A 23865-nucleotide genomic window follows, 5' to 3' on the forward strand; every position below is an offset into this window, starting at 1 on the left:
GATGATGAGCAGTCTTCGGCTCAGCCGTTGACGACGTTCATCATCGCTTCTGGGTAGCGGGTGCCGGATGCAGCGCCGGCAGGGAATGCGGCTTCGATGTCCGCCAACTCTTTGGCCGAAAGCGCGACGTTCACCGCATTGGCGTTCTGGTCGAGATAGGTCCGGCGCTTGGTGCCGAACAGCGGCACGATGTCGTCGCCTTGGGCGAGTAGCCAGGCGAGTGCGAGTTCGGATGGCGTGACGCCCTTGGCGGCCGCAATCTCGCGCACCTTGTCGACGAGCAGCAGGTTCTTCGCGAAGTTCTCGCCCTGGAAGCGGGGGCTGGTGCGGCGGTAGTCGTTTGGTTCGAAATCGTCTGGGCTCTTGATCGCGCCAGTGAGAAAGCCGCGGCCGAGCGGGCTGTAGGCAACAAATCCGATGCCGAGCTTGCGGCAGGTCTGCAAGACGTCGTCCTCAGGATCACGCGTCCAGAGCGAGTATTCGGTTTGCACCGCGGTAATGGGATGAACCCTGTGGGCGCGGGCGATGGTCTCGGCGGAGGCTTCGCTCAAGCCGAGGTGGCGAACCTTGCCGGATTTCACCAGCTCCGCCATGGCGCCGACGGTTTCCTCGATCGGCGTCGTGGGATCGACGCGGTGCTGATAGTAGAGATCGATGTAATCGACGCCGAGGCGTTTGAGGCTCCCGTCTATGGATTGGCGCACGTATTCGGGACGGCCGCTGATGCCGCGCGCGGCAGGATTGCTCGGATCGCGCACGATGCCGAATTTGGTCGCGAGAAACGCCTGGTCGCGCTTGCCCTTCAGCGCGCGGCCGATCAGCTCCTCGTTGGTGTGGGGGCCGTACATGTCGGCGGTGTCCAGAAACGTGATGCCGAGATCGAGTGCGTGATGAATTGTGGCAATGGATTCGGCATCGTCGCGGCGCCCGTAGAAATCGGTCATGCCCATGCAGCCGAGAGCGAGGGCCGAGACTTCTGGGCCGGTAGGGCCAAGAGTGCGCGTTTTCATGGACTGCTCCGTATTTCGTGAAGAGGGGTGATCTGGCCGATATGGGTCCGCACAAGCCCGTAACCAAGGCGTTCAGACCAGGCCTTGCCGTTTGGTCTCGGGATATGTGCAAAAACGTCCCGCGCAGTATTGCCGGACGTGACCTTGCGAAATTGTCGCACGCAGCTCCTCATTCGTCCTGCTGCGGAAGATGAGGGATGAAGCCGTTTCATGGCTGGTCATTCCTCGTTTCCAAGGCGCGAACGTCTGCAACGGGCGTCGCAACGATAACTTTGGGAGTTGAAACGATGAGGAAAGTACTGATCGCCGCCGTTGCGGCCATGATCCCCGCTTCTGCCGCGCTCGCGGATTGGGCCAGCGACTTCAAGACGCTCGACACCGATGGCAACGGCCGGATCAGCCGCACGGAATACGAAGCGAACGTGTCGAAGCTGAAGCTCGATCCGGCGCCGACCTTTACGGCAATGGACGCCGACGTGAACAACGGCGTCGATGAGGATGAATGGGCGACGGCGGAGAAAATGGCGAAAGCCTTCCCCGTGTCATGCAAGTCGTCCGGCGAATCCTGGTGTCCGAAGGGGTACTGAGCCTCGGGATACCTTTGATTCGGCTCGAGACCCGGAGGGAGACTTCCGGGTTTCGGGTGCCGCGGCCGGCAAGCGGGGCCGGCAGCGGCGCTCTTTGTGGATGTGATTGCCGCCGGGATCATTGCAACTCGATGCGGTTCAAGCGCAGCGCGTTGGCAACAACGCTGAACGATGACAGGGACATCGCGAGGGCCGCGATCATCGGCGAGAGCAGAAGGCCGAAGACCGGATAGAGAACGCCCGCCGCGATCGGTACGCCCGCCGCATTGTAGAAAAAGGCGAAGAACAGGTTCTGGCGGATGTTGGCCATGGTCGCGGCGGATAGCGCCCGGGCGCGCACGATACCGGTCAGATCCCCCTTGAGCAGCGTCACGCCGGCGCTTTCCATCGCGACGTCAGTGCCGGTGCCCATGGCGATGCCGACATCGGCCGCGGCGAGGGCCGGAGCATCGTTGGTGCCATCGCCGGCCATGGCGACGACGCGTCCTTCACGGCGGAAGCGTTCGACGATCTTGCTCTTGTCCTCCGGCAAGACTTCGGCTTCGACGTCGTCGATACCGAGCTTGCGCGCAACGGCGAGCGCCGTCGTGCGTTGATCGCCGGTGAGCATGACCACGCGAATGCCGGCTTTCTTGAGAGCCGAGATGGCGGATGGCGTGGAGGCTTTGATCGGATCGGCGATGGCAATGATGCCGGCGGCTTTGCCATCGATGGCGACGTAAATCGCAGTCGCGCCTTCGCTGCGGAGTGCGTCGGCGGCTTGGTCGAGGCTTGCGTTCCCGATGCCAGCGTCGGCCATGATCTTGACGTTGCCGATCACGAGCTTGCGGCCTTCCACCGTTCCGACAACGCCTTTTCCTACGGGCTGATCGAAGCCTTGCGGCTCGGTGAGCACGAGGCCGCGTTCCTGGGCAGCCTGGACGATGGCGGCGGCAAGGGGATGCTCGCTGCCGCGCTCGAGACTGGCTGCCAGGCGGAGAAGGTCTGCCTCTGTAATTCCCTCCGCCGGGCGGATCTCGACGACACGCGGTTTGCCTTCGGTCAGCGTGCCGGTCTTGTCGACGAGCAGCGTGTCGATCTTCTCCATGTGCTCCAAGGCTTCGGCATTCTTGATCAGCACGCCGGACTTGGCGCCGCGGCCGACGCCGACCATGATCGACATCGGCGTTGCCAGGCCCAACGCGCAGGGGCACGCGATAATGAGCACGGAAACGGCTGCGATCAGACCGTAAGTGAAGCGGGGCTCGGGCCCCCAGATCGACCAGGCGGCAAACGCGATGAGGGCGACGGCGATGATGGTGGGAACGAACCAGGCCGCGACCTGATCGACGAGGCGCTGGATCGGCGCGCGGCTGCGCTGGGCTTCGGCCACCATCTGCACGATGCGGGCGAGTACGGTATCGCGCCCGATCTTGTCGGCGCGCATGATAAAGCCGCCGGACTGGTTGGTGGTGCCGCCGATGACGTTGTCGCCTGCGGTTTTGGTTGTGGGCATGGACTCGCCCGTCACCATAGATTCGTCGATGGCGCTGCGACCTTCGAGAATCTCGCCGTCGACAGGAACGTGCTCGCCGGGACGCACGCGCAGCCGATCTCCAACAGCGATCTGGTCGAGATCGACATCCTCGTCAGTGCCGTCTGCGCGAATGCGGCGGGCGCGCTTCGGCGTGAGGTTTAATAGCGCGCGGATGGCGCTGCTGGTGCGTTCGCGGGCGCGCAGCTCCAAAACCTGGCCGACAAGCACGAGCACGGTGATGACGGCGGCGGCCTCGAAGTAAACGGCGACCGATCCGTCGTGCCCGCGCATCGAAGCAGGGAACAGGCCAGGCCAGAGCGTGCCGACGATGCTGTAGATCCACGCGACGCCGGTGCCCATGGCGATCAGCGTGAACATGTTGAGGTTCATTGTCTTGATCGACGACCAGCCGCGTTCGAAGAACGGCCATCCGGCCCAGAGAACCACTGGTGTCGCGAGAAGCAACTGTATCCAGTTGGATGTCTGGCCGCCGAGCGAATGCTGAAGGCCGGTGAGATGGCCACCCATTTCGAGGACGAAAACGGGGAGGGTCAGGACGAGTGCGATCCAGAGGCGGCGCGTCATGTCTGCGAGTTCGGGATTTGGCGCGGCGTCTGCCGTCGCGACCTCAGGCTCGAGCGCCATGCCGCAGATCGGGCACGAGCCCGGGCCAACTTGCCGGATCTCAGGATGCATCGGGCAGGTGTAGATCGTGCCGGGCGGAGACGCGTCCGGCTCTTTCGCGACTGGAGCGAGATACTGCTCCGGATTGGCGATGAACTTCTCGCGGCAGCGCGCGGCGCAGAAGTAATAGGTGTGGCCCGCATGGGTGTGCTGGTGCTTGGCGGTCGCCGGATTGACCGTCATGCCGCAGACCGGATCTTTCACGCCAGATGTGTTTTCACCCGAAGAAGCGCCTGGCCCATGGGCATGCTGATGCGTGTGCGTGTGACGGGCGCCGTGGCCGGTACCACCCCCGTGCTGGCAGCAAGACGACCCTTGCCTTGCGGGATCCTGCTGGTCGGCCATGGCATGTGCTCCAATCGAACTTGAGACTTCCGATATACCCTGTGGGGGTATTGATTGACAGGTATACCCCCGCAGGGTATTCGTCAAGGCATGATAAAAGCTTCGAAAACCTCTCGCCTCAAGCGCCTCTCCCGCATCGAAGGTCAGGTGCGGGGGCTCAGCCGTATGGTCGAGGAGGATCGCTATTGCATCGAAATCGTGACGCAGATCGCGGCCGTACGGGCCGCTTTGAGGCGCGTGGAAGAAGATGTGCTGCGGGACCATATCTCCCATTGCGTCGCGCATGCGATGGCAAGCGGGGACGCGGCTGAGCAGACGAAGAAGATCGATGAATTGATGGACGTGTTGGCGCGCAGTGCGCGTTGATCTCGATCAGAAGTCGGGTCGATTAAGCGGGAGGTGTGACATGGGTACTAAGCCGTTGTTGCTTGATCGTCGTCATGTGCTGGGCCTGATGGCCGCTGGGCCGATAGTGCTCGCCGGCCGCGCACGCGCAGACGCACTGCCGGCGATGGCAGTGCATCATGATCCGACCTGTGGCTGCTGCCACAAATGGGTCGACCATCTCAGAGCCAATGGATTTTCGGTGACCTTGACCGACGAGCCGAGCATGAAGGCGGTCAAAGCCCGGCTCGGGGTGCCGGCTGCGCTCGCGTCCTGCCATACCGGCGAGGTGGGCGGCTACGTCATCGAAGGCCACGTTCCTGCGGATGCGATCAAGCGGCTGCTCGCAGAGCGGCCGAGCGCGCGCGGGCTAGCGGTGCCAGGAATGCCGATCGGATCGCCGGGCATGGAGGTGGAAGGCAGCGCGCCGGAAACCTACGACGTCATGTTGTTCGGCGCGGAAGAGCCCAAGGTGTTCGGCCGCTACCGCGAATCCAAGGCGGCGTGAGGCGGAGCGGCTTCCCACTTGCTTCAGAAGCGCTGTGACAGTCCGACGAAGACGTTGAGGTCGTCGGCGGCTTCGGTCACGCCGACGTTTGCGCCGGCATCGAGCTGCAGATTGTCTGTCACGGCGTAAGTGAAGCCGCCGTCGAGCGTGACGACCGTTTCTGCGCCGCTCTCGGTGCTGCGCTCGACGAAGGCTTCCACGTACATGCCGAGACGCTGCGTCAACTCGAAGCTCACGGTTGCGGAGTTGACGAAGGTCGGCTCGTAGCCGCTTCCGCTTTCGCTTCTCAGGATGTCGATCTCGGTCATGAGGCCGAAGCCCATGCCATTGCCGAGGTCGATCGCGAGCGGCACGATCACGCCGCCTTCCACATCGTTATTTAGGCTTGCCATGTCGTTGGTTGGAAGCTTGACGAACGGCATGACGCCGAGCGCGGTGGTGCCGCCGTCGTTGCCCCAGATGTTGTGCTTCAGGCGGACGACGAGATCTCCGAAGCCGTTTTCCGTTTCGCTCGTGCCACCGCCTGATGTGCGGATATGGCTGAAGGCGCCGTAGACGAACTGGATATCGGTGCTGTTCGTGAGGCCGATCTTGAAGTTGAACGGCGCGACATCGTAGGCGCGGGTGGTGATGCCGTCGCGACGGTCGTGTGTGTAGGCGACGAGATCGGTCTCGAGCTGAAAGCGCCCGGCGTCGACCGTGTAGGGGCTTTCGGTCTTGTCGGGGCGGTCGGTCGACATATCGCGAAGCTGGCTCGTGGGCGTCGGGTTTCGCAGCGAATACTGGCGCTTGTCGGCAGCTATAGCCGCGGTGCATGCGATCAGCATCACGGCCGTGCCTCCGATGTGTCCTGCGGCTATTCCCAAACCCCGGCGTCCCATCTCGCTCCCCTTGTTGCGAACTATTTGCAACAGAGAAATTGCACGGATGAGCGACGGACACAATACTTATTCGGAATAATTCGCATTTGCATTTTGGGGTGTGGCTTTCGCGGCCGGGTCTAAAGCAGACGTGGGTGTGAAGCTCTCTTGGCGTTGCCACGGGTGCTTCCCGTGCGAAGGCCCGCGTCGGAACTGCGAGACGGTGAAGGCTCGATGGTGAGGCATTGTGCGAGCCCGCAATTACGCTGCGTGTACGCAGCGTATCCCGCTCGCGGTGCTTTTCTTATGAGAACTCACGATTCGTCTTGGGGCGGGCGCGCTGCGTAGGATTGTCGCATCACGATTCAATAACGACAATCATCGGGGAAACGCACATGTCGATTGCCAGTACGGAGGTCGCGTCAGAGCGCCAGGCGGGTATTACCAAGGACGAGCGGCGCGTCATCTTCGCGTCGTCGCTCGGCACCGTGTTTGAGTGGTACGATTTCTATCTCTATGCAACGCTCGCGCCGTTCTTCGCGGCGCTGTTCTTTCCACCCGGAAACGACACGGCGGCGCTGTTGTCCGCATTCGCGACCTATGCGGCGGGCTTTCTAGTGCGTCCGTTCGGCGCCATCATTTTCGGTCGCGTCGGCGATCTCGTGGGGCGCAAATATACCTTCCTCGTCACCATCGTGGTGATGGGCCTTTCGACCTTCGCGGTCGGTTTGCTGCCAACTTTCTCGGATTCGACGATCCTCGGCTTTTCGGTGCCGGGCATCGGCTGGGCCGCTCCCGTGCTTCTGGTGACGCTTCGCCTGCTGCAAGGCCTCGCGCTCGGCGGCGAATACGGGGGAGCCGCGACCTATGTGGCCGAGCACGCGCGGCCCGGTAAGCGCGGGTTTGCAACGTCGTGGATTCAGACGACGGCGACGCTGGGCTTCTTCCTCGCGCTGCTCGTCATCGGTCTCTGCCGCTTCTACTTCTTCGACGCGAAGACGTTCGCGGAGTGGGGCTGGCGCGTCGCGTTCCTCGTGTCGCTCGTCCTTTTGGTGTTCTCGATCTACATCCGGCTCAAGCTCAACGAGAGCCCGCTGTTTGAGAAGATGAAATCGGAAGGCAAGGGCTCAAAGGCGCCGATCACCGATAGCTTCCTGCGTTATCCGAACAACAAGTACGTGTTGCTCGCGCTGCTCGGTGCGACCGCAGGCCAAGGCGTCGTCTGGTATACGGGGCAGTTCTATGCGCTGTTCTTCCTGACCATCACGGCCAAAGTCGATCCGCTCAACGCTTACATCCTGATCGCCGCTTCGCTGTTGATCGGTACGCCGTTCTTCATCTTCTTCGGCTGGCTCAGCGACAAGATCGGACGCTTGAAGATCATTCTTGCGGGCTGCCTGATCGCGGCACTCACTTACTTCCCGCTGTTTGATCTGTTGGCGAAAGCGGCCAATCCGGATCTCGCCGCGTTCCAGGCAAAGACGCAGATTTCGCTCAGCGTCGACCCGGCGGAGTGCAATTTCCATATCTTCGTCGGGCCGTGGTCGAAGTTCACCGAATGCGACAAGGCGAAGGACCACATCATCAAGCAGGGTCTTTCGTTCGAGACGCTCGAAGGGGCGGCCGGTTCGCCCGTCGTCCTCAAGATCAACGGAACAGAGGTGAAGCCCTTCACGCCCGAGGCCTACAACGAAGCCCTGGTCGCGGCGGGATATCCGAATCTTGCAAAGGGCGAGAAGGACGGCAAGACGGTCTACACAGCCGTTCCGGCGGATGTTTCCAAGATCAACTGGGGGCTAGCGCTCGGTATTCTGGTGATCTTCCTGATCTACGTGGCGGCGGTCTACGGCCCGATCGCGGCGTTCCTGGTGGAGCTGTTCCCGACCAAGATCCGCTACACGTCGATGTCGCTTCCCTATCACATCGGGAACGGCTGGTTTGGCGGCATGCTGCCCCTTCTGGCGACAGCGATCGTGGCCTGGGCCGGCAACATCTACGCGGGCCTCTGGTATCCAATCATCGTTGCACTCGCGACGTTTGTCATCGGACTGTTGTTCCTGCGGGAAACCAAGGACAGGGATCTCACCGAGATCTAGGCAGCGGGCGTTCGTTTGTCCGATCTTCGACCAGAGCAAACGTGGGGAGGCTGTGCGGCGTGGTGCTGCACAGCCTTTCTCGTTGCCAAATCGCAACGACGTTCGTGTTTCGTGGGTGAAGACGCGGAGAATGGTGCTGGCACTTCGACCATTCTCTCTCCGCACGCAAACCCAACGATTCCAATGCTTAAACTCTACTATTTTGGTATGGTTTTTACAGTTGCGGGAGAAGTCACTTAGACTCGATCTAATTCATTGGTGTTGCGGGATTTTTCTTGTCGAGCTAGCAGAGGTGTCATGAGCTCTGCTGTGTCGCTGCGGAGTGCCTTGGTCACAGATCGCTTGCCGTATCGCATTCATGACGATGGTTTCGACAGAGGTTTCCGATGATCTCACCGCATTCTACCTGCGGCATTGGAAGCTGCTGCGCGGGCTCTTGAAGAGGCGGACCGGCTCGCTCGATCTAGCCGAGGACGCGCTGCAGGAAACGTGGCTGCGTCTCGCGAGCATGACCGCGCCCGATACCGAAATTCGCGATAGGCAGGCGTTTATTCTGCGGCTGGCCGGTAACATCGCCACCGATCTCGTCCGCCGTGAACGGCGCCACAGCTCGCGTGCGATCAGCGACGAAGCTGTGCTGGAGGCGGTTGCGGACAGCACGCCCTCGCCAGAAACCTTCGTCATCGACCGGGATCAGCTTCGCCAGCTCGTGTTGGCGTTGGCGCAACTCCCAGCCAAGCCGCGAGCGGCACTCTTAATGAGCCGTTGCGACGGGCTTTCGCATGCGGAAATCTCTACCAGGCTCAAAGTCTCGGAAAGCATGGTTGCGAAGTATCTCGTTCGGGCGCTCTGCCACTGCCGGGATCATTTTCGCCGCATTGGCTGATTTTCGAGGGTGTTTCGCTGCAACTTGGCTCGCTTCGTTTCGTCTTAGCAGGTAAGGGGCGTGCTCACCGGCGCGGCTCGTGCGGAGCGATGCGGAAATTTCAAGTGAACGTGGGACGGCTCGACCGATGACGCCCGACTATCCCGGCAAGGCGGATGTTGCGCTCAGCGACGAAGCGGTCGGCTGGCTCGTGAAGCTCAAGTCCGGGCGGGCGACTGCGGCAGATGAGGACGCATTTGCACTCTGGCGCGGCCAGAGCCCGGCGCATGAGGCTGCCGCGCGCGAGGCCGAAGCGGTCTGGCAAGGGCTGGGCCTCGCTGGCGCTGAGGTGCGGGATGCAGAGCGCAAGGAGAAGCGGTCCAAGCTGACGCGACGGACGGTGCTTGGGGGTGGTGCTGCGGCACTCGCCGGAGCGGGCCTCTATCAATCCGGCGTGATCGGGCCGCATCTTTTCGCCGACTACACGACGGCCGTTGCCGAGCAGCGGAGCATTTCCCTGCCGGATGGCTCGTCTGTATTCCTGAATGGCGATACGGCGCTCTCCGCCGATTTCGATGGGCCCGCGCGCGAGCTTATCCTGTACAAGGGGCAAGCGACGTTTTCGGTCGCGCGCGATCCTAACCGGCCCTTCATCGTGGAAGCCAACAACGGGCGCGCGCAGGCGCTCGGGACGTTGTTCGATGTCGATATTCGGCCCGTTGATACCGTTGTGACGGTTGTGGAAGGCAAGGTTGCGGTGGCGTCCGGGACGATAGGATCCAGCGCCGTGGACGTGGTTGCCGACCAGCGCGTTCGCTACGGGGCCCGCAAACTTCCTTCGCTGCCGGAGCGGGTTGACGCGAACGCCGAGACGGCGTGGCGCAGGGGCAAGTTGATCTTCAACGGTCGGGCGCTGGGCGATGTGGTCGCGGAAATCGAGCGGCATCGGCGCGGGCGCATCGTGATCGTCAATTCTAGCCTCAGCTCTCTTGAAGTGACCGGCGTGTTCGATATTTCGGACCCGGAGTCGATCCTCGGCATGATCGAGGAGACGCTACCCGTTCAGGTTACGCGGCTGCCGATGCTTACCGTCATTCGCTAGAGGCGCAGTGTGTGGGCTGGCCGATCGCCGCTTTGCCGCGGATGGAGGAGCGCATTTGCGCCCTTGATCAGGGCTAGCAAAAAATATCTGTACTTTTTACTGCAAGAATCCAGACGCCATTTCGTCCTCGCTGATGACGGACATCGAATGTCTCGGGGGACGAGATCTCGATGTCCTTTTTTGGGGTTGGCGTGTAGGGATTGGTGAGTTTGATGAGTAACGGGATATTGCGGGGGGCGTCCGCCTTCAATGGTTCGATCAAGGCTGCTTTGCTGGGATCGGCGGCCGTCTATCTGGTGCTTGGCCTTGCGGGACGCGGGTTTGACGAAGCGCAGGCGCAAAGCGCGGTTGGGCAGAGCGCGGCGCAAGGGATCACCTACAATATCCCGGCGCAAAGCCTTGGTTCGGCACTGACTACCTTTGCCGATCGCGCCGGATTGAAACTGCTGTTCCCTTCAAGCCTTGTCGCCGGGAAGTCGAGCCCGGGGCTTTCCGGAAAGCTCTCGCGCCAGCAAGCGCTCTCTCGCCTGCTGGCCGGAACGGGTTTGAGCTATCAGTTCACGAGCGGGAATACGGTGACGATCATCGGTCCGGGTGTGGGCGCAAACGATGCCGCTGCGACCCTTCCAGGCGCGATCGCGCTCGATACGATCGACGTGGGGGACGGTGGCACGGAATCCTCCGCGGATGTTCCGTACCAAACGCCGGGTTCGAACGCTTTCATCTCTCAGGAAAATATCGAGCGTTTTCGCGGCAATTCGGCCGGCGATATGTTCAAGGGAACTCCCGGCGTCATCTCGGGTAGCAACACGAACGGCGCTGCCATCAATCCGAACATCCGCGGATTGCAGGGCATGAACCGCGTGGCGACGTCTGTCGACGGTGCGGAGCAGGCGACCTCGACTTATCGAGGATACTACGGCGTGGACAATCGCACGTATGTGGATCCGGATCTGCTCGGCGGCGTGAGCATCACGAAGGGACCGAGCGATGGGGCGCAGGGCGCTTCGGCAATCGGCGGGTCCGTCATCATGGAGACGCTGAACGCCAGCGATATCCTGACGGACGGCAAGAGCTACGGCGTGCGCATTAAGGGAAGCGTCTCGGACAACAGCATCGCGCCGCTCGACGGGCTGGCAACGCTCCCATTCCCCTACCAGAGCATTCCCGGCCAGACGGATGGGCGAACCGGAGATACGTCCCTTCTGGATTTCGAAACGAAGTCGGGCAGCTTTGCCGCTGCGTTCGCGGGTGAAAACATCGAGGTGGTGGGTGCCATCGCGCGCCGGAAATCTGGTAACTATTTCGCCGGAACCGATGGGCCTACGACTTACAAGACGCCTACGGGGCTGGAGCTTAATCTGTCGCCAGCGGGCTTCGGAGAGGAGGTGCTCAACACCTCGGAGGATTCACTCTCTGCTCTGTTCAAGACAACGCTGAGGTTCGGTGATGGGCATCGCCTCAGGCTTGGCTACGTTCATTATGAGAACGATTTCGGCGAAATCCTGCCGAACACGATCCGCGGCGGATATCGACAACTGCCGCTCAGCACCGTCGAAACCGACAGCTATACGGCCCGCTACAGCTGGAAGCCTTCTTTCAGTGACTTGATCGATCTCAAGGTGAATTCGTGGTTCACGAACACGGACGAGAATTCCCTGCAATCCGATCTGATCCAGGTTATCGACCGCAAGACGAATTCGGAGACGTTTGGCCTCAACGGCTCCAACACATCTCGGATAGAGACGGGGGTTGGCAAGTTCGCCTTCAACTATGGCGGTTCCTACGTGCTGGAAGACGTGGAGCCGCGCGAACCCAGCACCAACAACAGCTACTATATCATGTCGGGTACGCGCGAAACGTCGAGCGCGTTTGCCAAAGCAGAGTGGGAACCATGGCAGTGGCTCAAACTCGATGGCGGTCTGCAATACCTCAACTATGAGGTCGAGGACACCAGCGGCTATGCGGGAACGTTCTACGGCCGGCCGGCTTTCGAAGGCTATCATGGCGACGAGGTCAGCCCCAGCTACGGACTCACAATTACGCCGGTTCCGGGATTGCAGCTGTTTGCCAAGTACATGAGCGGTTTTCGCCCGCCCAGCATTCGCGAGTCGACCTGGAACAGTTCGGGACTTACCTACAATCCAAATCTGAAACCGGAGCATGCCTCCAACTGGGAATATGGCGCGAACTATCTTGCATCGGATGTGTTCAAGGCGGCCGACAAGCTGCGGCTCAAGCTCGCCTACTTCGATAACGACTACGAAGATTATCTGGGCCGGATGTACGGGTTCACTCCGACCTGGACGCTTGTCACTCAGATCGTCAACTACGATCGGGTGACGATGAAGGGTGTGGAGTTCTCGGCGAGCTACGACGCGGGGTTGTTCTTCGCCGAAACGGCCATGAACTATTATACGGATTTCAGCTATTGCCGTACGGCTACGACCTGCGCGTCAGGTGCCTATCAATCCGACTACATGGTCAATCAGGTGCCGCCGGAGTTCACCGCGACAACCACCCTCGGCGTGCGGCTGCTGGAGGAAAAGCTGACGCTCGGAGCCCGCCATACCTTTGTCAGCGCGAGCATCGGCGACTTTCTCTATGATCCGACCAGCTTCGCCTCGCTCGTTACGGTGCCTTGGCCCGAGTATCACCTGTTCGACCTATTCGCCGAATGGAAATACACGGACGAGGTCCAATTCGGCTTCTCCGCAAACAACATAACAGACCGATACTACGTGGATCCGCTCTCGAATGCGCTCTTGCCATCGCCCGGACGTACGCTGCGAGCGGATTTGACGATGAAGTTCTGATCGATTGGCAGGCGGGAGAGCCCCCGCCTGCCAACCTGCGTCGCGCTATCCATACGGGGCTGGCGGATATGATTTTTTCGTTTAAAATCATAGGCCAGCCGACGCTTGCGGCACTCCACGACAGACGGGATCGAAAATTTTTTGGCTAAGCTGGGTGTAAAAATCCAGTTCTGAATCGTCTTATGGGTAGTGGGCGCAGAGGGCGCCGGTCGAGCGGGTCGGCTGAGGCCATGCTTGGATGGGGACAGAATGAATATTGCAGTAGATGCCGGCGGGCGGGCGAAGCGGCTCAAAGCCGCGACGAACACGACGCACGACCGGTTGGACAAGCGGATCATGGCGGCGGATCCGTTCGCCGAACGCGCGCGTTACGGCCAGTTCGTCGTGGTGCAGCACGCGTTTCACCGGGAGATCGACGCGCTCTACGACAACGCGGTGCTGGATCGGCTGTTGCCGGACCTCGCTGGTCGCAGGCGGTTTCCGCAAATCACACAGGACCTCGCCGATCTCGGTATCGTCGCGCCGGGATACGATTCCGCGCCGCAGTTCGCAGCTGACACTGCCGACATTCCGACGGCGCTCGGATGGCTCTATGTGGCCGAGGGGTCGAACCTCGGTGCTGCGTTTCTGCTCAAGGAAGCCTTGAAGCTCGGTCTTTCCGAAACCTTTGGCGCTCGGCATCTCGCCGGCGCACCTGAGGGGCGCGGTTTGCATTGGCGCACATTCACAGCCGCGCTCGATGCGGTCACGCTCTCCGAGGCGGAGGAGGCTCGTGTCATCGCGGGCGCTGAAGCCGCCTTCAAGCGCGTTCTGGGTCTCGTCGAGGTGCTGTTGCCGGTCGCGGCCGAGCGGGGCGTCGCGGGCTGATCCCGTCGCCGTTCGTGCGACGACAAAAGAATTCCGGTTGCCGTGCTCGTCAGGCGGCAAGCGGTGCGCTCTCCCTTTACGGGGGCGACCAAACGCAAGCCAGTCAGGGCCGGGGCAAACCGGCCGATAGCCAGCCAGCGTTCGTTTCGATCGATACGAACATTCAGCGCAAAAGTGGGGCGTGCGCTGCTCCGAGCATTGCAAGGTTGGGCCAGGCATGACGCGGATTCCTTATTTCTGTCTCGGCTGCCTCATGCTCGCGCTCGGTTTTATCGGGGCGTTGCTTCCGCTGATGCCGACGACGATCTTCCTGATCCTTGCCGCCTGGTTCTTTGCGCGCTCGTCGCCGCGTGCCGAAAACTGGCTGCTTTCGCACCGGCAGTTTGGCGCGACGTTGCGGGCCTGGCAGGAGAGCGGCGCGATATCGCGCTCCGCGAAGCTGATGGCGTGCACGGGCATGACGACAGGCTTCGTGCTGTTCTGGATCGGCGCTCATCCCCAGCCGTGGCTTGCCGCGGGCGTGGCCGCGATGCTCGTGGCTTCCGCCTTCTATGTGCTTTCGCGCCCGAGCCCTTCGCGCTCTTGAGGCCGACACCCAAAAGGAACAATTTCGGAATGCGATCGTATCGACCTGTTTCGTTCCTGAAGAAGGACTTGAGCTTGCGCCTTTGCGCTGCCGTGCTGGCCGCCACCTTGGCAGGCGCGGCGGTGCTGTCTAGTCCGCTTGCCGCGCAGGAAATACAAGGGCAAGAGACAGGTGCGCCACAAACGCCTGGAGCAAGCGAGCCGGCGCCGAATGCTGCAGCTCCTTCGCCCGAGGCGGCTGGTCCGAGCGCACCGCTCGCTTCCGAACCTGGTTCGCCGTCGGACGCTGCGCCCTCGCAGTCCTCTCCCTCAGAGGCTACCGTTCCTTCATCTGGCGCGGATGCTTCATCGGCAGAGCCGCCTGTTGCCGCGGACGGCGGAGATGCCGCGATAGCTCCTGTCTCTCCGCCTTCGGCCGCAGCGTCTTCAAGCGAGGCATCTCCCACAGCCATGCCGGCGGCTGCGCCCGCTGACGGGCCGTCCGATACGCAGGGCGTAGCGACCCCTCAATCCGCAACCGGGCCCTCCGACCAGGGCGTCGCCGAGGCGCCCTCTGCGAAGCCGGGCGCGTCTCCCGGAGCGCTACCGCATGACCTGTCACCGTGGGGCATGTTCCAGGCAGCCGACATCGTCGTCAAAGTGGTGATGATCGGTCTTGCCGTGGCGTCCTTCATTACCTGGACGGTTTGGCTCGCGAAGGCGTTCGAGCTTGCGGGTGCGAAACGGCGCCTGCGTGGCGCGATCCGCCGGTTCGCCGCGGCAGAGAACCTGGCCGATGCGGTCGAGAGTGCTTCGCGGTCGCGAGGAGCGGCTCGCGCGCTCGTGCGCGAGGCAGCAGAGGAAGTGCAGCGATCGGCTCCGGCGCTCGACTACGGAGATCCGGATGGCGCGCACGCCGGCGTTAAGGAGCGGGTCACTTCGCGCTTGTCGCGGGTGGAGGCGAACGCGGGGCGGCGCATGACGCTCGGCACCGGCGTGCTGGCGACGATCGGTGCAACGGCTCCGTTCGTCGGTCTGTTCGGCACGGTTTGGGGTATCATGAATTCGTTCATCGGAATCAGCCAGTCGCAGACAACCAATCTTGCCGTCGTTGCGCCGGGCATCGCCGAAGCGTTGTTGGCTACGGCGCTGGGCCTTGTCGCCGCAATTCCGGCGGTGATCATCTACAACGTATTTGCGCGCGGCATCGCGGGCTATCGGGTGCTGCTCGCCGATGCTTCGGCCGAGGTCGAGCGTCTGGTCAGCCGCGAGCTCGACTTCCGGCGCATTCCCGCAAGTGCGCCGTTCGCGCAGGCTGCGGAGTAGCGTCATGGCCGGCAGTCTCAAATCCCGCAACGACAGCGATGATCTCGACGAAAATCACGAGATCAACGTCACGCCCTTCATCGACGTGATGCTGGTGCTGCTGATCATCTTCATGGTGGCGGCGCCGCTCTCGACGGTGGACGTCGCGGTGGACCTGCCGGCATCGAATGCCAATCCGACGCCTCGCCCTAACGAGCCGATCTTTCTCACCGTCAAAAGCGACCTGACGCTGGCTTTCGGCAACGATCCGGTGACGCGGGAAGGGCTCAAGAGCGCGCTCGACGGCAAGACGAAATCCAATACCGACGAGCGCGTGTTCGTGCGCGCGGACAAGACTGTCGACTACGGCGATCTGATGGAGGTGATGAACCTCCTTCGCAACGCGGGCTATCTGAAGATCGGTCTCGTCGGGCTCGAGGGGCTGCCGACGCCGGCGCCTGGCGCGGCTGGCGCCTTGCCGGTTGACGGTGCGATGCCGTCGGCTGCGCCCGTGGCGCCTCCTTCCGCGGAGGGCCGCTGAGCGTGATGGCGCTTCATCTCGACGTTGAAAGCGAAACGCTGCGCCGGCTGCTGCTGCGCTGGGGCGGCGCGGGGCTCTGCGTGGTGCTGGCGCATGCGACGGCGGCATTCGCCGTGCTCTATTGGCCGCAGCCGAACGTCGCCGCCGGTGAGCCGCCGGCCGCAGTCATGATCGAGCTGGCGCCGCTCCCTGCCGCGCCCGACGTTCCTGAGCAGGAGCTTGCGGTCGGTCCGCAATCCGTGATGTCGGACACGAGTACGCCCAGCGAGAAAAAGGACGATCCGGTCGAGAAGGTCGAGCCCGAGCAGCCGAAGCCTGCGCCTTCGGAAGCCAAGGTCGAGCCAGTCGAGGAGCAAGTCAAAACGGAGATCGAGACGGCCGAGCTGCCGCAGATCGATACGGCCGAAGCGGTGCTCGAAGCGCCTAAGCAGCCGGAGGCTGCGCCGGAAAAGGTCGAGGACGAAAAGCCGCCCGAGCCGCCCAAGAAGACCGAACAGAAGAAGCAAAAGCCTCAGGACAAGTCGCAGAAGGCCGCGCAGGTGACGGCCGCGCCGAAGCCGATCAAGGCGCAAACGGCCAAGACCAATGCCGCGCCTTCGTCGGGCGTTTCGTCGTCGATGTCGATTGCGACCTGGCGCGGCACGGTCATGGCGCACATCAATCGCCAAAAGCGTTCTCCTGGCGGATCCAAGGGGAGGGCGTTTGTTGGCTTCAGGATCGATCGCGGCGGCCGGGTAACGACCGCGTGGCTAGTCGGTTCGTCGGGCAATCCGGCGCTCGACAAGGAGGCTGTTGCTCTTGTCCGCCGGGCGAGCCCGGTGCCGCCGCCGCCCGCCAATGTCAAAGGCGGGTCGATCCTGCTTTCCGTTCCGTTGCGGGTGAGATGATCCGGGCGAAGGCATAGTCGACGGCCGGCTGCGAACTGAACCTCGATACAACGAGTAGGCGCCATTCCCGAGCAATCTCTGGATCGCGCAGGATGCTCAGTCGCCCGGAGATCCGACGGTGCGGATGCCGTACCGACGCTTCAGCAGTGCGAGCGCCGCCCCTCGGTCGTACTCCCCGCTCCGCAAAATATAGTAGTGCTGGGAAACGGCGCCGAAGCCCTCGGTCTGGCCGATCTCGCCGGCGACTGCGGAAATGTCTTCGAGGATGTTAGCAGCGCTTTCCTCCACATTGAGCTTTGCCAGCATCTGCTCGAGCTGAACGGCGCGATTGGCGATCATTCGTTCGCTTTCCCGGTAGATGTTGTGCGCAGCCGTGAGATGCTTTTGCACGCGCTGCATCTCCTCGTCCGAAGCCGATCGCTCTTTCGGTTTCCTCCAGTCCAAAACCCACTGTGCGGGTTTGATTGAGCTGTTGAGTTCCAACCATTGCCGCTGCAGCCCCGTGCCGGGCGGGGTCTCCATTACTGTCTTCTTGCTTTGAACCACCGGTTCGTCAGTGCAGGCGGGTAGAACAAGCGCGAGCACGATGGCGATGAATGACGCCACGTTGAATGGCGCATAACTTCTTTTGTCGTTCGGTGAGGCGCGCCAGCTTGGCATGTTCTCTCCTCCGCTTGCCCGTACCCCGGAAACGTTGCCGCCGCGGGGTTGGATCTGATCCGCCGGTAGGGAAATGAGGCAAGAACTCGGAGGCAAAAGTCCCGGCCTAGCATGAACCGTTGCCCGTTGTTCGCCGACAAAAGAACTCTAACCTGGAGATCCGAACAGAACCGGGCTTCGTTGGACGAAGAGGTCGATGTTCCGTCGCAAACAGCTGGCTTGGCATCAAGAAGGCAATGGCAACAACAATAACGACGCTCCTTTTGAGCGCAGCAACGGTGCTGGTCTTGGTCAGCGCATTCGCGCCATCCAGCAGCTACGCCGCGCAGCCTGGGGCATGCGACGGAAGTAGTCTCATCGCCGAACTTGCCCTAAAGCGTCCGGCAGGGCTTACATCCTTGCTCGAAAATGCCTCCAAGGCAGAAAACAGTCAGGCCGTACTCTGGCGCATCGAAAGGAACGGCACATCGCCGTCGTTCGTTCTCGGTACTCTCCATATCGCTCATTCGAGCCTCCAGGAACTTAGTCCGGCTATAAAATCCGCTATCGCCGCTTCGCGCGTGGTGGCCCTTGAGCAAGAGCAACTGTCGCGCGGGGCTTACGGTCAGGTGATGGCGCAGGCTGGAAAGCTGATGAGCGCCCGCGACAAGCCTTTGCAACGCATGCTGGACGAGAGCGAGCTGAAAGTGGTCGAGAAGGCGATTTCCGCCGCTGGCTATCCGGAAGATCTCGCGCTCGGCGTCCGGCCATGGGTAGCCACACTCTTTCTGGCAGGCGGATGCCCGCATGAGACGCACGAACCGATGGATTTGATTGTCGCTAATTTTGCCAAGTCGCATGGCAAGCAAATCTTGGGGCTCGAAACTCTCCTCGAACAGTTCGAAACGCTGGCTGCCATACCAGACGAAGCCCAAGCTGCCTGGTTACGCGCCAGCATCGAGATGAATGATCGGGCCGACGATGTCACGGTCACGATGCTGGAATTATACAGAGATCGTCAGATCGCGGCTTCGCTCGATATTATGCGGGAGCTCGCACCGAACGCCGGGTTGACCGATGCACGGATGCAGGACATCCGACACGGCTTGATCACGGATCGAAACATGCGAATGGCCCAGAGGGGAATGCCGCTGTTCGAGGCAGGTGGAGCATTTGTTGCCGTCGGTGCGACCCACCTTCCCGGATCGGACGGTTTGATCTCGATCCTGAAATCGAACGGCTTCACCGTGACGCCTGTCGAATAGCGCAGTTCTCTGACCCGAGCGAGGAATGGAAAGCATGAGGTTTGCTCTCGTGGTTGTCGCGAGTCTTGTCTCGCATTGCGCGGCACTCGCCGGAGATCATCCCTATGCTGGTCTCTGGTCTGAGGCGGGGGCAGACGATCTGAAGGGAAATCCCGAATTGTCAGGTCCGCAAGGGTGCTACAATCGGTTCACCGAGCAATTTCCCGACGGCCGCTTCCGATATTATCTGGTCGATCATGCAAAGTGGCTCGGCGAGCGGAAAGTCGAGTATCTGCTGGCTCAAGAAGGCCAGTGCACCATGAACGTCGACGGCAGAGGCGAGAAGTGCGTCGGTCATGTCATGGGGGAGAAGCAAAGCGAGTGGTTCATCGCCTACCAGGACGCAGCCTCGGATGAAGTTCGCGCGACCTATTACGAGAACGTGTTCTTCTTCGAGAAGCGCTTCGGCGGCGAGCCGATCATCCGCAACAAGTGCCCATTCGATATGCCGGCGATCAAACATTACATCTCGGGGAAGACCATCGCCGACTGCGCAACGCGGTGCAGGGCTTTCGGGCGCTCCGAAAGCGAGGAGTTCAAAGGCATGCTGAAGGAACTTGGGGTGACCAAGTAGATGCCAATTCCGCACGCGCCGACAACTGAGATTTCTCGATGACCGCGCGCGTGGCCAGCCGGGCCGTGATCCTGATCATGTCCGGGATCGCGACTGCAATTTTGATCGGCTTCGTGACCCTTCAGCTGTTCGAGCCGCCCTCTGTGCCGTCCAAACAGGCCGCGGAGAAGTCTCGGCAGCCACCCGTGGAGGGCTTGCCTCCGTCGCTCGATTGTGGGTTCAACGCCTTCATGCACAGCACCACGGCCATCTTCTTTTATTTCGACGTCGCGGTTTCCGAGGGCGAGACACCACGCTTCTATGAACGGGCTTTCGTCTCGGCAGACGGCGCCCGCCAGGCCTACGAGGGCGGTGATCGTCCGGTGTGGGTGTACAGCCTCGATGCCGATAGCCAGCCGACGATTGCCTCGCCGGACGGCGCGACCCATATTGTTCTCTACGGTTTGAAACTCGGTGTTCCTGGAATCAGCGAGGTCGAGGCTGGCGTCAGGAGCAATGTGTTCCGGAATCTCGGCGGCAAATGCCGGCAGACAAACCTCGACGGCAAACAAAGATAAGAGCGCTCAAAATTTCTCTCTGCGCGCGATGAGATGTCCGCGTACGGCCGTAGGGGAGCGGTGCGGTCTCTGACCGGAGTCGATGTTTTCCGGTCGACAGACTTCGATGCCAGCTTTCCCCCAGATCGAAATCTGGTCCCTGCTGCGCTCGGCCTGTCAGGACGTGGTGGAGCCGATCGGGATCGAACCGACTACCTCCGCAGTGCGATTGCGGCGCTCTCCCAGATGAGCTACGGCCCCTAAGGGTATGGGATCGAGGCGATTAACCCTCGCGCTCGATGGCTGGTCCGATCGGGACGGCAGCCCGAAGTCCGCGCATTTACCGTCCGCTTTCCAGCATTGTCAAGAAACGCCCGGCCTCCCCGAGCTGCCGGGGGCTGTGGCCGATCGGCCGAAAGCGCCGTGGAAGAACGGGTTTGCCGGGGCGCCGGAGCGCCACATCGGCTTGCCGGGTTCTCTCCCAGCGGTTACACGTCGAAAAGATATTTCCGCGGTTTTTGAGGATCTCGCGCCCCATGATCGAGCTGCTCGGCTTCATCAGCTATCTCATCACGCTTTACACCTACGTCATCATCGCCTCGGTCATCCTGAGCTGGCTGATGGCATTCGGAGTCGTCAATCCCTACAACCGGTTCGTGAGTTCCCTCGCGCATGCCTTCCATGCCGTGACCGAACCGGTGCTGCGTCCGATCCGCAATTCGCTGCCCGACCTCGGCGGTATCGATATCTCGCCCATCGTTCTGCTGCTTGGCCTGTTCTTCATCCAGAGCGTGGTGCTTCCCAACATCGCCAAAGTCTTCTTGTGACGCAGGCGGGTGGACAACGCGCCCGGTCCGCCTTCTCCTGCAACGGGAGCGGGTGCGTCATCGTGCGCGTGCGTCTCACGCCAAAATCGTCCAAAGATACAATTGACGGCGTCGAAACAACGGCTGAGGGCCCCGCCCTCAAAGCCCGCGTTCGCGCGGTGCCGGCCGACGGCGAAGCAAATGCGGCGCTTATCCGGCTCCTGGCCGATTGGCTCGGGGTTGCGAAAAGCGGCTTGCGGCTCGTCCAAGGCGGGAAATCGCGTGTGAAGTCGGTCGAAATCACAGGCAATTCACAAGAGATCGAGGCGCGCTTGGCCGAGCGTCTGGCTGCTCTCGTTTCACGGAACCAAGAAGCGTAAGGCAAAAAAGAGGAGAGGGAGCCCATGGCAGCCCAGATCATCGACGGCAAGGCCGTCGCTGCGGAAGTTCGCAAGCAGGTGGCAGAGGATGTGAAGGCGATCGTGGCCAGCCATGGCTCGGCGCCGGGCCTCGCGGTGGTGCTCGTCGGCGAAGATCCGGCCAGCAAGGTGTACGTCAAGAACAAGGCCGCGCAGACCGTCGAGGTCGGCATGCAGTCGTTCGAGTACAAGCTGCCGGCGGAGACCTCCGAACACGAGATCCTGACGCTGGTGCAGCGCCTCAATGCCAACCCCAACGTCAACGGCATCCTCGTGCAGCTGCCGCTGCCGAAGCACGTCAACGCCGAGAAGATTTTGAACACGATCGATCCCGACAAGGACGTCGACGGGTTCCATCCGACCAATGTCGGCCGTCTCTGGATCGGCGAGCGCACGCTGGTGCCTTGCACGCCGACGGGTTCGGCCATTCTGGCCAAGAAGGCGGTGCCGAGCCTGCAGGGCCTCAACGCCGTCGTGATCGGCCGCTCGAACATCGTGGGCAAGCCGATGGCGGCGCTCTTGCTCCGCGAAAGCTGCACGGTGACGGTTGCGCACTCCAAGACCAAGGATCTGCCCGGCGTTTGCCGTACCGCGGACCTTCTCGTTGCGGCGGTCGGCATCCCGGAGCTGGTCAAGAAGGATTGGATCAAGCCGGGCGCGATCGTGATCGACGTCGGCATCAATCGCGTGCCGGGCGAGAATGGCAAGACCAAGCTGGTCGGCGACGTGGCTTACGACGAGTGCGCGGAAGTCGCTGGCGCGATCACGCCGGTCCCGGGCGGCGTCGGCCCGATGACGATCGCCTGCCTTCTGCAGAACACCGTGACGGCGTTCAAGATTCAGAAGGGTATCAAGGACTAGGCAGTAGATATGCCGGCATTCGGCATCCGGCACTAGGCATTCGGAGGGGGCGGCCGCGCGAGCGGCGCCCCCTTTTTTTGGTCTGTCACCGCTTGGTGATCACGCCACGCGCTCTTGTCTCAGCGTTTCACCGCGATAAGACAGCGCTTCGGCGACGTGGATGCGGCCGACGGTGTCAGCGCCGTCGAGATCGGCGAGGGTGCGGGCGACGCGCAGCGTGCGATGATAGCCGCGGGCCGAGAGCTTCAATGTCTCTGCTGCCTGGCGAATGAGCGCGACACCCGCGTCGTCGGGCTGCGCGACGGTTTCCAGCATGTGTCCCGAACAGTCGGCGTTGGTGCGCAGCTTCGATATGCCATGATCGATGAAGCGCTGGCGTTGGCGTTCCCGCGCGGCCGTCACGCGGGCGCGCACCTCGACGCTGCCTTCGTTCGGCGGCGGCAGAACGAGGTCGGCCGCGGAGACCGCCGGCACTTCGATCTGGATGTCGATGCGGTCGAGAAGCGGGCCCGAAATCCGCGCCTGGTAGTCGGCCGCGCAACGCGGGCCGCGCTTGCAAGCCTGCCCCGGCCCGCCGCCGCAGCGGCAGGGGTTCATGGCAGCGACAAGCTGCAGGCGCGACGGATACGCAATGCGATGGTTGGCGCGGGCAATAATCAGCTCACCGGTTTCGAGGGGCTGGCGCAACGCGTCGAGCACGGCAGGCTGGAACTCGGGTAGCTCGTCGAGAAACAGGACGCCCAGATGCGCGAGGCTCGCTTCGCCAGGACGCGGGCGCGTGCCGCCGCCAACAAGCGCGGCCATGCTCGCCGAATGGTGCGGAGAGCGGAACGGGCGCTCGGTGCAGAGCTTACCGCCCAACAGCTCACCGGCCAAGCTGTGCACCATCGAGACATCGAGCATCTCTTCCGGCGTGAGGGGCGGCAGGATCGAAGGAAGGCGGGCCGCCAGCATGGATTTGCCTGAGCCGGGCGGGCCGATCATCAAGAGATTGTGGCCTCCGGCTGCCGCCACCTCCAATGCGCGCTTGGCGTTTTCCTGGCCGCGGACGTCGCGGAGATCCGGAAGGGCGGTGCGGTCGCGATCCAGTGCAGGCTTGGGGCGTGCAAGCGTTTGCAGCCCCTTGAAATGGTTGACCAGCGACAGGAGATGCGGCGCGGCCAGGATGTCGGCGTCCTCGCCGGCCCAGGCGGCCTCGGGCCCGCACTCGGCGGGGCAGATCAGGCCTTTGTCCATGGCGTTGGCGCCGATAGCGGCTGGAAGCGCGCCGGGGATCGGACGGATCGAACCATCGAGAGCCAGCTCGCCGACGGCCGCATATCGTTCGATGGCATCGGGCGCGATGGCTTCCATCGCGGTCATGAGCGCAAGCACGATGGCGAGATCAAAGTGGCTGCCTTCCTTCGGCAAATCGGCGGGAGCCAGGTTGACCGTGATGTGTTTGTAGGGGAGGCCGAGGCCGACGGCGTGCAACGCATTGCGGACGCGTTCGCGGCTTTCGGCGACTGCCTTGTCCGGCAGGCCCACGATCATGAACGCCTGCGCACCTGGGGTGATGCGGACCTGGACCTCGACGGCGCGCGCTTCGACGCCCACGAATGCGACTGTCGCGATGGTTCCGTACATCGGTGTGCGCCCCGGTCCCGCTGTGATCCGTAGGGTGAACGTTCGCAGGGCCGGCGTTCCGTCGCGTGAAGCTGTGCGCAAGGGTGGCCGTGTTGTCGAACCTGGGCGGCATCAGGGCGTTTCGAGATCTGCCATTATCGCGCGGTAGCGTACGTAAGTTATG

At 62.3% G+C, this 23865-nt stretch carries 23 protein-coding genes and 1 tRNA gene; 18 read left to right on the forward strand and 6 right to left on the reverse strand.

What is annotated here, in order from left to right; translation table 11 throughout:
• Positions 1–20: 20 nt before the first annotated feature.
• Complete coding sequence (locus RCO24_RS09055; protein ID WP_308961519.1) at positions 21–1010, reverse strand: aldo/keto reductase; 990 nt, start codon at positions 1008–1010, stop codon at positions 21–23.
• A 287-nt stretch (positions 1011–1297) separates the two neighbouring features.
• Here RCO24_RS09055 and RCO24_RS09060 point away from each other — a divergent pair, with 287 nt between their 5' ends.
• Positions 1298–1597, forward strand: a complete 300-nt coding sequence (locus RCO24_RS09060; RefSeq protein ID WP_308961520.1) for a hypothetical protein — start codon at positions 1298–1300, stop codon at positions 1595–1597.
• Positions 1598–1715: 118 nt separating this feature from the next.
• Here the strand turns inward: RCO24_RS09060 and RCO24_RS09065 are convergent, their stop codons facing one another.
• Positions 1716–4142: a heavy metal translocating P-type ATPase gene (locus tag RCO24_RS09065; protein WP_308961521.1), complete on the reverse strand. Its 2427-nt coding sequence runs from the start codon at positions 4140–4142 to the stop codon at positions 1716–1718.
• 90 nt (positions 4143–4232) lie between these two features.
• Between RCO24_RS09065 and RCO24_RS09070 the strand changes: the two genes are divergently transcribed.
• Together RCO24_RS09070 and RCO24_RS09075 are read left to right on the forward strand one after the other, a co-directional pair.
• The gene (locus tag RCO24_RS09070) at positions 4233–4508 is read left to right on the forward strand and encodes a metal-sensitive transcriptional regulator (protein WP_308961522.1); all 276 of its coding nucleotides are present in this window, start codon (positions 4233–4235) and stop codon (positions 4506–4508) included.
• 40 nt (positions 4509–4548) lie between these two features.
• Positions 4549–5034 carry a DUF411 domain-containing protein gene (locus RCO24_RS09075; protein ID WP_308961523.1) on the forward strand — a complete coding sequence of 162 codons (486 nt, stop codon included), beginning with the start codon at positions 4549–4551 and terminating at the stop codon, positions 5032–5034.
• A gap of 23 nt (positions 5035–5057) precedes the next feature.
• Here RCO24_RS09075 and RCO24_RS09080 read toward each other — a convergent pair whose 3' ends face one another.
• A complete protein-coding gene (locus tag RCO24_RS09080; protein WP_308961524.1) occupies positions 5058–5861 on the reverse strand; it encodes a transporter in 804 nt (267 codons plus the stop codon).
• Positions 5862–6289: 428 nt separating this feature from the next.
• On the opposite strand from RCO24_RS09080, the gene RCO24_RS09085 reads away from it, so the two are divergent.
• The 9 genes from RCO24_RS09085 (at position 6290) to RCO24_RS09125 (ending at position 16937) form a co-directional block, all read left to right on the forward strand.
• Complete coding sequence (locus tag RCO24_RS09085; protein ID WP_308961525.1) at positions 6290–7990, forward strand: MFS transporter; 1701 nt, start codon at positions 6290–6292, stop codon at positions 7988–7990.
• A 364-nt stretch (positions 7991–8354) separates the two neighbouring features.
• Complete coding sequence (locus tag RCO24_RS09090) at positions 8355–8876, forward strand: RNA polymerase sigma factor (protein ID WP_308961526.1); 522 nt, start codon at positions 8355–8357, stop codon at positions 8874–8876.
• A 127-nt stretch (positions 8877–9003) separates the two neighbouring features.
• Positions 9004–9957, forward strand: coding sequence for a FecR family protein (locus RCO24_RS09095; protein ID WP_308961527.1), 954 nt, complete (start codon positions 9004–9006; stop codon positions 9955–9957).
• 212 nt (positions 9958–10169) lie between these two features.
• On the forward strand, positions 10170–12773 hold the full coding sequence (locus RCO24_RS09100) for a TonB-dependent receptor domain-containing protein (protein WP_308961528.1): 2604 nt from the start codon (positions 10170–10172) through the stop codon (positions 12771–12773).
• 249 nt (positions 12774–13022) lie between these two features.
• A complete protein-coding gene (locus RCO24_RS09105) occupies positions 13023–13640 on the forward strand; it encodes a biliverdin-producing heme oxygenase (RefSeq protein WP_308961529.1) in 618 nt (205 codons plus the stop codon).
• 217 nt (positions 13641–13857) lie between these two features.
• The gene (locus tag RCO24_RS09110; RefSeq protein ID WP_308961531.1) at positions 13858–14226 is read left to right on the forward strand and encodes a YbaN family protein; all 369 of its coding nucleotides are present in this window, start codon (positions 13858–13860) and stop codon (positions 14224–14226) included.
• A 449-nt stretch (positions 14227–14675) separates the two neighbouring features.
• A complete protein-coding gene (gene exbB, locus RCO24_RS09115; RefSeq protein WP_308961532.1) occupies positions 14676–15530 on the forward strand; it encodes a tonB-system energizer ExbB in 855 nt (284 codons plus the stop codon).
• 4 nt (positions 15531–15534) lie between these two features.
• Positions 15535–16050, forward strand: coding sequence for a TonB system transport protein ExbD (exbD, locus tag RCO24_RS09120; protein ID WP_308961533.1), 516 nt, complete (start codon positions 15535–15537; stop codon positions 16048–16050).
• Between the two features lie 5 nt (positions 16051–16055).
• Positions 16056–16937, forward strand: coding sequence for an energy transducer TonB (locus RCO24_RS09125; RefSeq protein WP_308962410.1), 882 nt, complete (start codon positions 16056–16058; stop codon positions 16935–16937).
• Positions 16938–17033: 96 nt separating this feature from the next.
• Here the strand turns inward: RCO24_RS09125 and RCO24_RS09130 are convergent, their stop codons facing one another.
• Positions 17034–17597: a hypothetical protein gene (locus RCO24_RS09130; RefSeq protein WP_308961534.1), complete on the reverse strand. Its 564-nt coding sequence runs from the start codon at positions 17595–17597 to the stop codon at positions 17034–17036.
• A gap of 236 nt (positions 17598–17833) precedes the next feature.
• Here RCO24_RS09130 and RCO24_RS09135 point away from each other — a divergent pair, with 236 nt between their 5' ends.
• The 3 genes from RCO24_RS09135 to RCO24_RS09145 are packed head-to-tail and all read left to right on the forward strand — an operon-like array spanning position 17834 to position 20011.
• Positions 17834–18841, forward strand: coding sequence for a TraB/GumN family protein (locus tag RCO24_RS09135; RefSeq protein ID WP_308961535.1), 1008 nt, complete (start codon positions 17834–17836; stop codon positions 18839–18841).
• Between the two features lie 34 nt (positions 18842–18875).
• Entirely contained in the window at positions 18876–19454 is a 579-nt protein-coding gene (locus RCO24_RS09140; protein ID WP_308961536.1) for a hypothetical protein, read from the forward strand.
• A gap of 38 nt (positions 19455–19492) precedes the next feature.
• The gene (locus tag RCO24_RS09145) at positions 19493–20011 is read left to right on the forward strand and encodes a hypothetical protein (protein WP_308961538.1); all 519 of its coding nucleotides are present in this window, start codon (positions 19493–19495) and stop codon (positions 20009–20011) included.
• A 164-nt stretch (positions 20012–20175) separates the two neighbouring features.
• On the opposite strand, the gene RCO24_RS09150 is transcribed toward RCO24_RS09145, so the two are convergent.
• A tRNA-Ala gene (locus RCO24_RS09150) sits at positions 20176–20251 on the reverse strand.
• Between the two features lie 275 nt (positions 20252–20526).
• On the opposite strand from RCO24_RS09150, the gene RCO24_RS09155 reads away from it, so the two are divergent.
• The 3 genes from RCO24_RS09155 (at position 20527) to folD (ending at position 22076) form a co-directional block, all read left to right on the forward strand.
• A complete protein-coding gene (locus RCO24_RS09155) occupies positions 20527–20817 on the forward strand; it encodes a YggT family protein (RefSeq protein ID WP_308961539.1) in 291 nt (96 codons plus the stop codon).
• 68 nt (positions 20818–20885) lie between these two features.
• Entirely contained in the window at positions 20886–21176 is a 291-nt protein-coding gene (locus RCO24_RS09160) for a DUF167 family protein (protein ID WP_374990951.1), read from the forward strand.
• 24 nt (positions 21177–21200) lie between these two features.
• Complete coding sequence (gene folD / locus RCO24_RS09165) at positions 21201–22076, forward strand: bifunctional methylenetetrahydrofolate dehydrogenase/methenyltetrahydrofolate cyclohydrolase FolD (protein WP_308961541.1); 876 nt, start codon at positions 21201–21203, stop codon at positions 22074–22076.
• Positions 22077–22175: 99 nt separating this feature from the next.
• Here folD and RCO24_RS09170 read toward each other — a convergent pair whose 3' ends face one another.
• A complete protein-coding gene (locus tag RCO24_RS09170; protein WP_308961542.1) occupies positions 22176–23702 on the reverse strand; it encodes a YifB family Mg chelatase-like AAA ATPase in 1527 nt (508 codons plus the stop codon).
• Between the last annotated feature and the right edge of the window lie 163 nt (positions 23703–23865).

The sequence above is a fragment of the Hyphomicrobium sp. LHD-15 genome, from assembly GCF_031157355.1.
Lineage (GTDB): Bacteria > Pseudomonadota > Alphaproteobacteria > Rhizobiales > Hyphomicrobiaceae > Hyphomicrobium_C.

Excerpts from the sequence above, each read along its gene's own strand:
- RCO24_RS09055 (WP_308961519.1), bottom strand. The coding sequence starts at position 1,010 with ATGAAAACGCGCACTCTTGGCCCTACCGGCCCAGAAGTCTCGGCCCTC.
- RCO24_RS09060 (WP_308961520.1), top strand. The coding sequence starts at position 1,298 with ATGAGGAAAGTACTGATCGCCGCCGTTGCGGCCATGATCCCCGCTTCT.
- RCO24_RS09065 (WP_308961521.1), bottom strand. The coding sequence starts at position 4,142 with ATGGCCGACCAGCAGGATCCCGCAAGGCAAGGGTCGTCTTGCTGCCAG.
- RCO24_RS09070 (WP_308961522.1), top strand. The coding sequence starts at position 4,233 with ATGATAAAAGCTTCGAAAACCTCTCGCCTCAAGCGCCTCTCCCGCATC.
- RCO24_RS09075 (WP_308961523.1), top strand. The coding sequence starts at position 4,549 with ATGGGTACTAAGCCGTTGTTGCTTGATCGTCGTCATGTGCTGGGCCTG.
- RCO24_RS09080 (WP_308961524.1), bottom strand. The coding sequence starts at position 5,861 with ATGCTGATCGCATGCACCGCGGCTATAGCTGCCGACAAGCGCCAGTAT.
- RCO24_RS09085 (WP_308961525.1), top strand. The coding sequence starts at position 6,290 with ATGTCGATTGCCAGTACGGAGGTCGCGTCAGAGCGCCAGGCGGGTATT.
- RCO24_RS09090 (WP_308961526.1), top strand. The coding sequence starts at position 8,355 with ATGGTTTCGACAGAGGTTTCCGATGATCTCACCGCATTCTACCTGCGG.
- RCO24_RS09095 (WP_308961527.1), top strand. The coding sequence starts at position 9,004 with ATGACGCCCGACTATCCCGGCAAGGCGGATGTTGCGCTCAGCGACGAA.
- RCO24_RS09100 (WP_308961528.1), top strand. The coding sequence starts at position 10,170 with ATGAGTAACGGGATATTGCGGGGGGCGTCCGCCTTCAATGGTTCGATC.
- RCO24_RS09105 (WP_308961529.1), top strand. The coding sequence starts at position 13,023 with ATGAATATTGCAGTAGATGCCGGCGGGCGGGCGAAGCGGCTCAAAGCC.
- RCO24_RS09110 (WP_308961531.1), top strand. The coding sequence starts at position 13,858 with ATGACGCGGATTCCTTATTTCTGTCTCGGCTGCCTCATGCTCGCGCTC.
- exbB (WP_308961532.1), top strand. The coding sequence starts at position 14,676 with ATGCCGGCGGCTGCGCCCGCTGACGGGCCGTCCGATACGCAGGGCGTA.
- exbD (WP_308961533.1), top strand. The coding sequence starts at position 15,535 with ATGGCCGGCAGTCTCAAATCCCGCAACGACAGCGATGATCTCGACGAA.
- RCO24_RS09125 (WP_308962410.1), top strand. The coding sequence starts at position 16,056 with ATGGCGCTTCATCTCGACGTTGAAAGCGAAACGCTGCGCCGGCTGCTG.
- RCO24_RS09130 (WP_308961534.1), bottom strand. The coding sequence starts at position 17,597 with ATGCCAAGCTGGCGCGCCTCACCGAACGACAAAAGAAGTTATGCGCCA.
- RCO24_RS09135 (WP_308961535.1), top strand. The coding sequence starts at position 17,834 with ATGGCAACAACAATAACGACGCTCCTTTTGAGCGCAGCAACGGTGCTG.
- RCO24_RS09140 (WP_308961536.1), top strand. The coding sequence starts at position 18,876 with ATGAGGTTTGCTCTCGTGGTTGTCGCGAGTCTTGTCTCGCATTGCGCG.
- RCO24_RS09145 (WP_308961538.1), top strand. The coding sequence starts at position 19,493 with ATGACCGCGCGCGTGGCCAGCCGGGCCGTGATCCTGATCATGTCCGGG.
- RCO24_RS09155 (WP_308961539.1), top strand. The coding sequence starts at position 20,527 with ATGATCGAGCTGCTCGGCTTCATCAGCTATCTCATCACGCTTTACACC.
- folD (WP_308961541.1), top strand. The coding sequence starts at position 21,201 with ATGGCAGCCCAGATCATCGACGGCAAGGCCGTCGCTGCGGAAGTTCGC.
- RCO24_RS09170 (WP_308961542.1), bottom strand. The coding sequence starts at position 23,702 with ATGTACGGAACCATCGCGACAGTCGCATTCGTGGGCGTCGAAGCGCGC.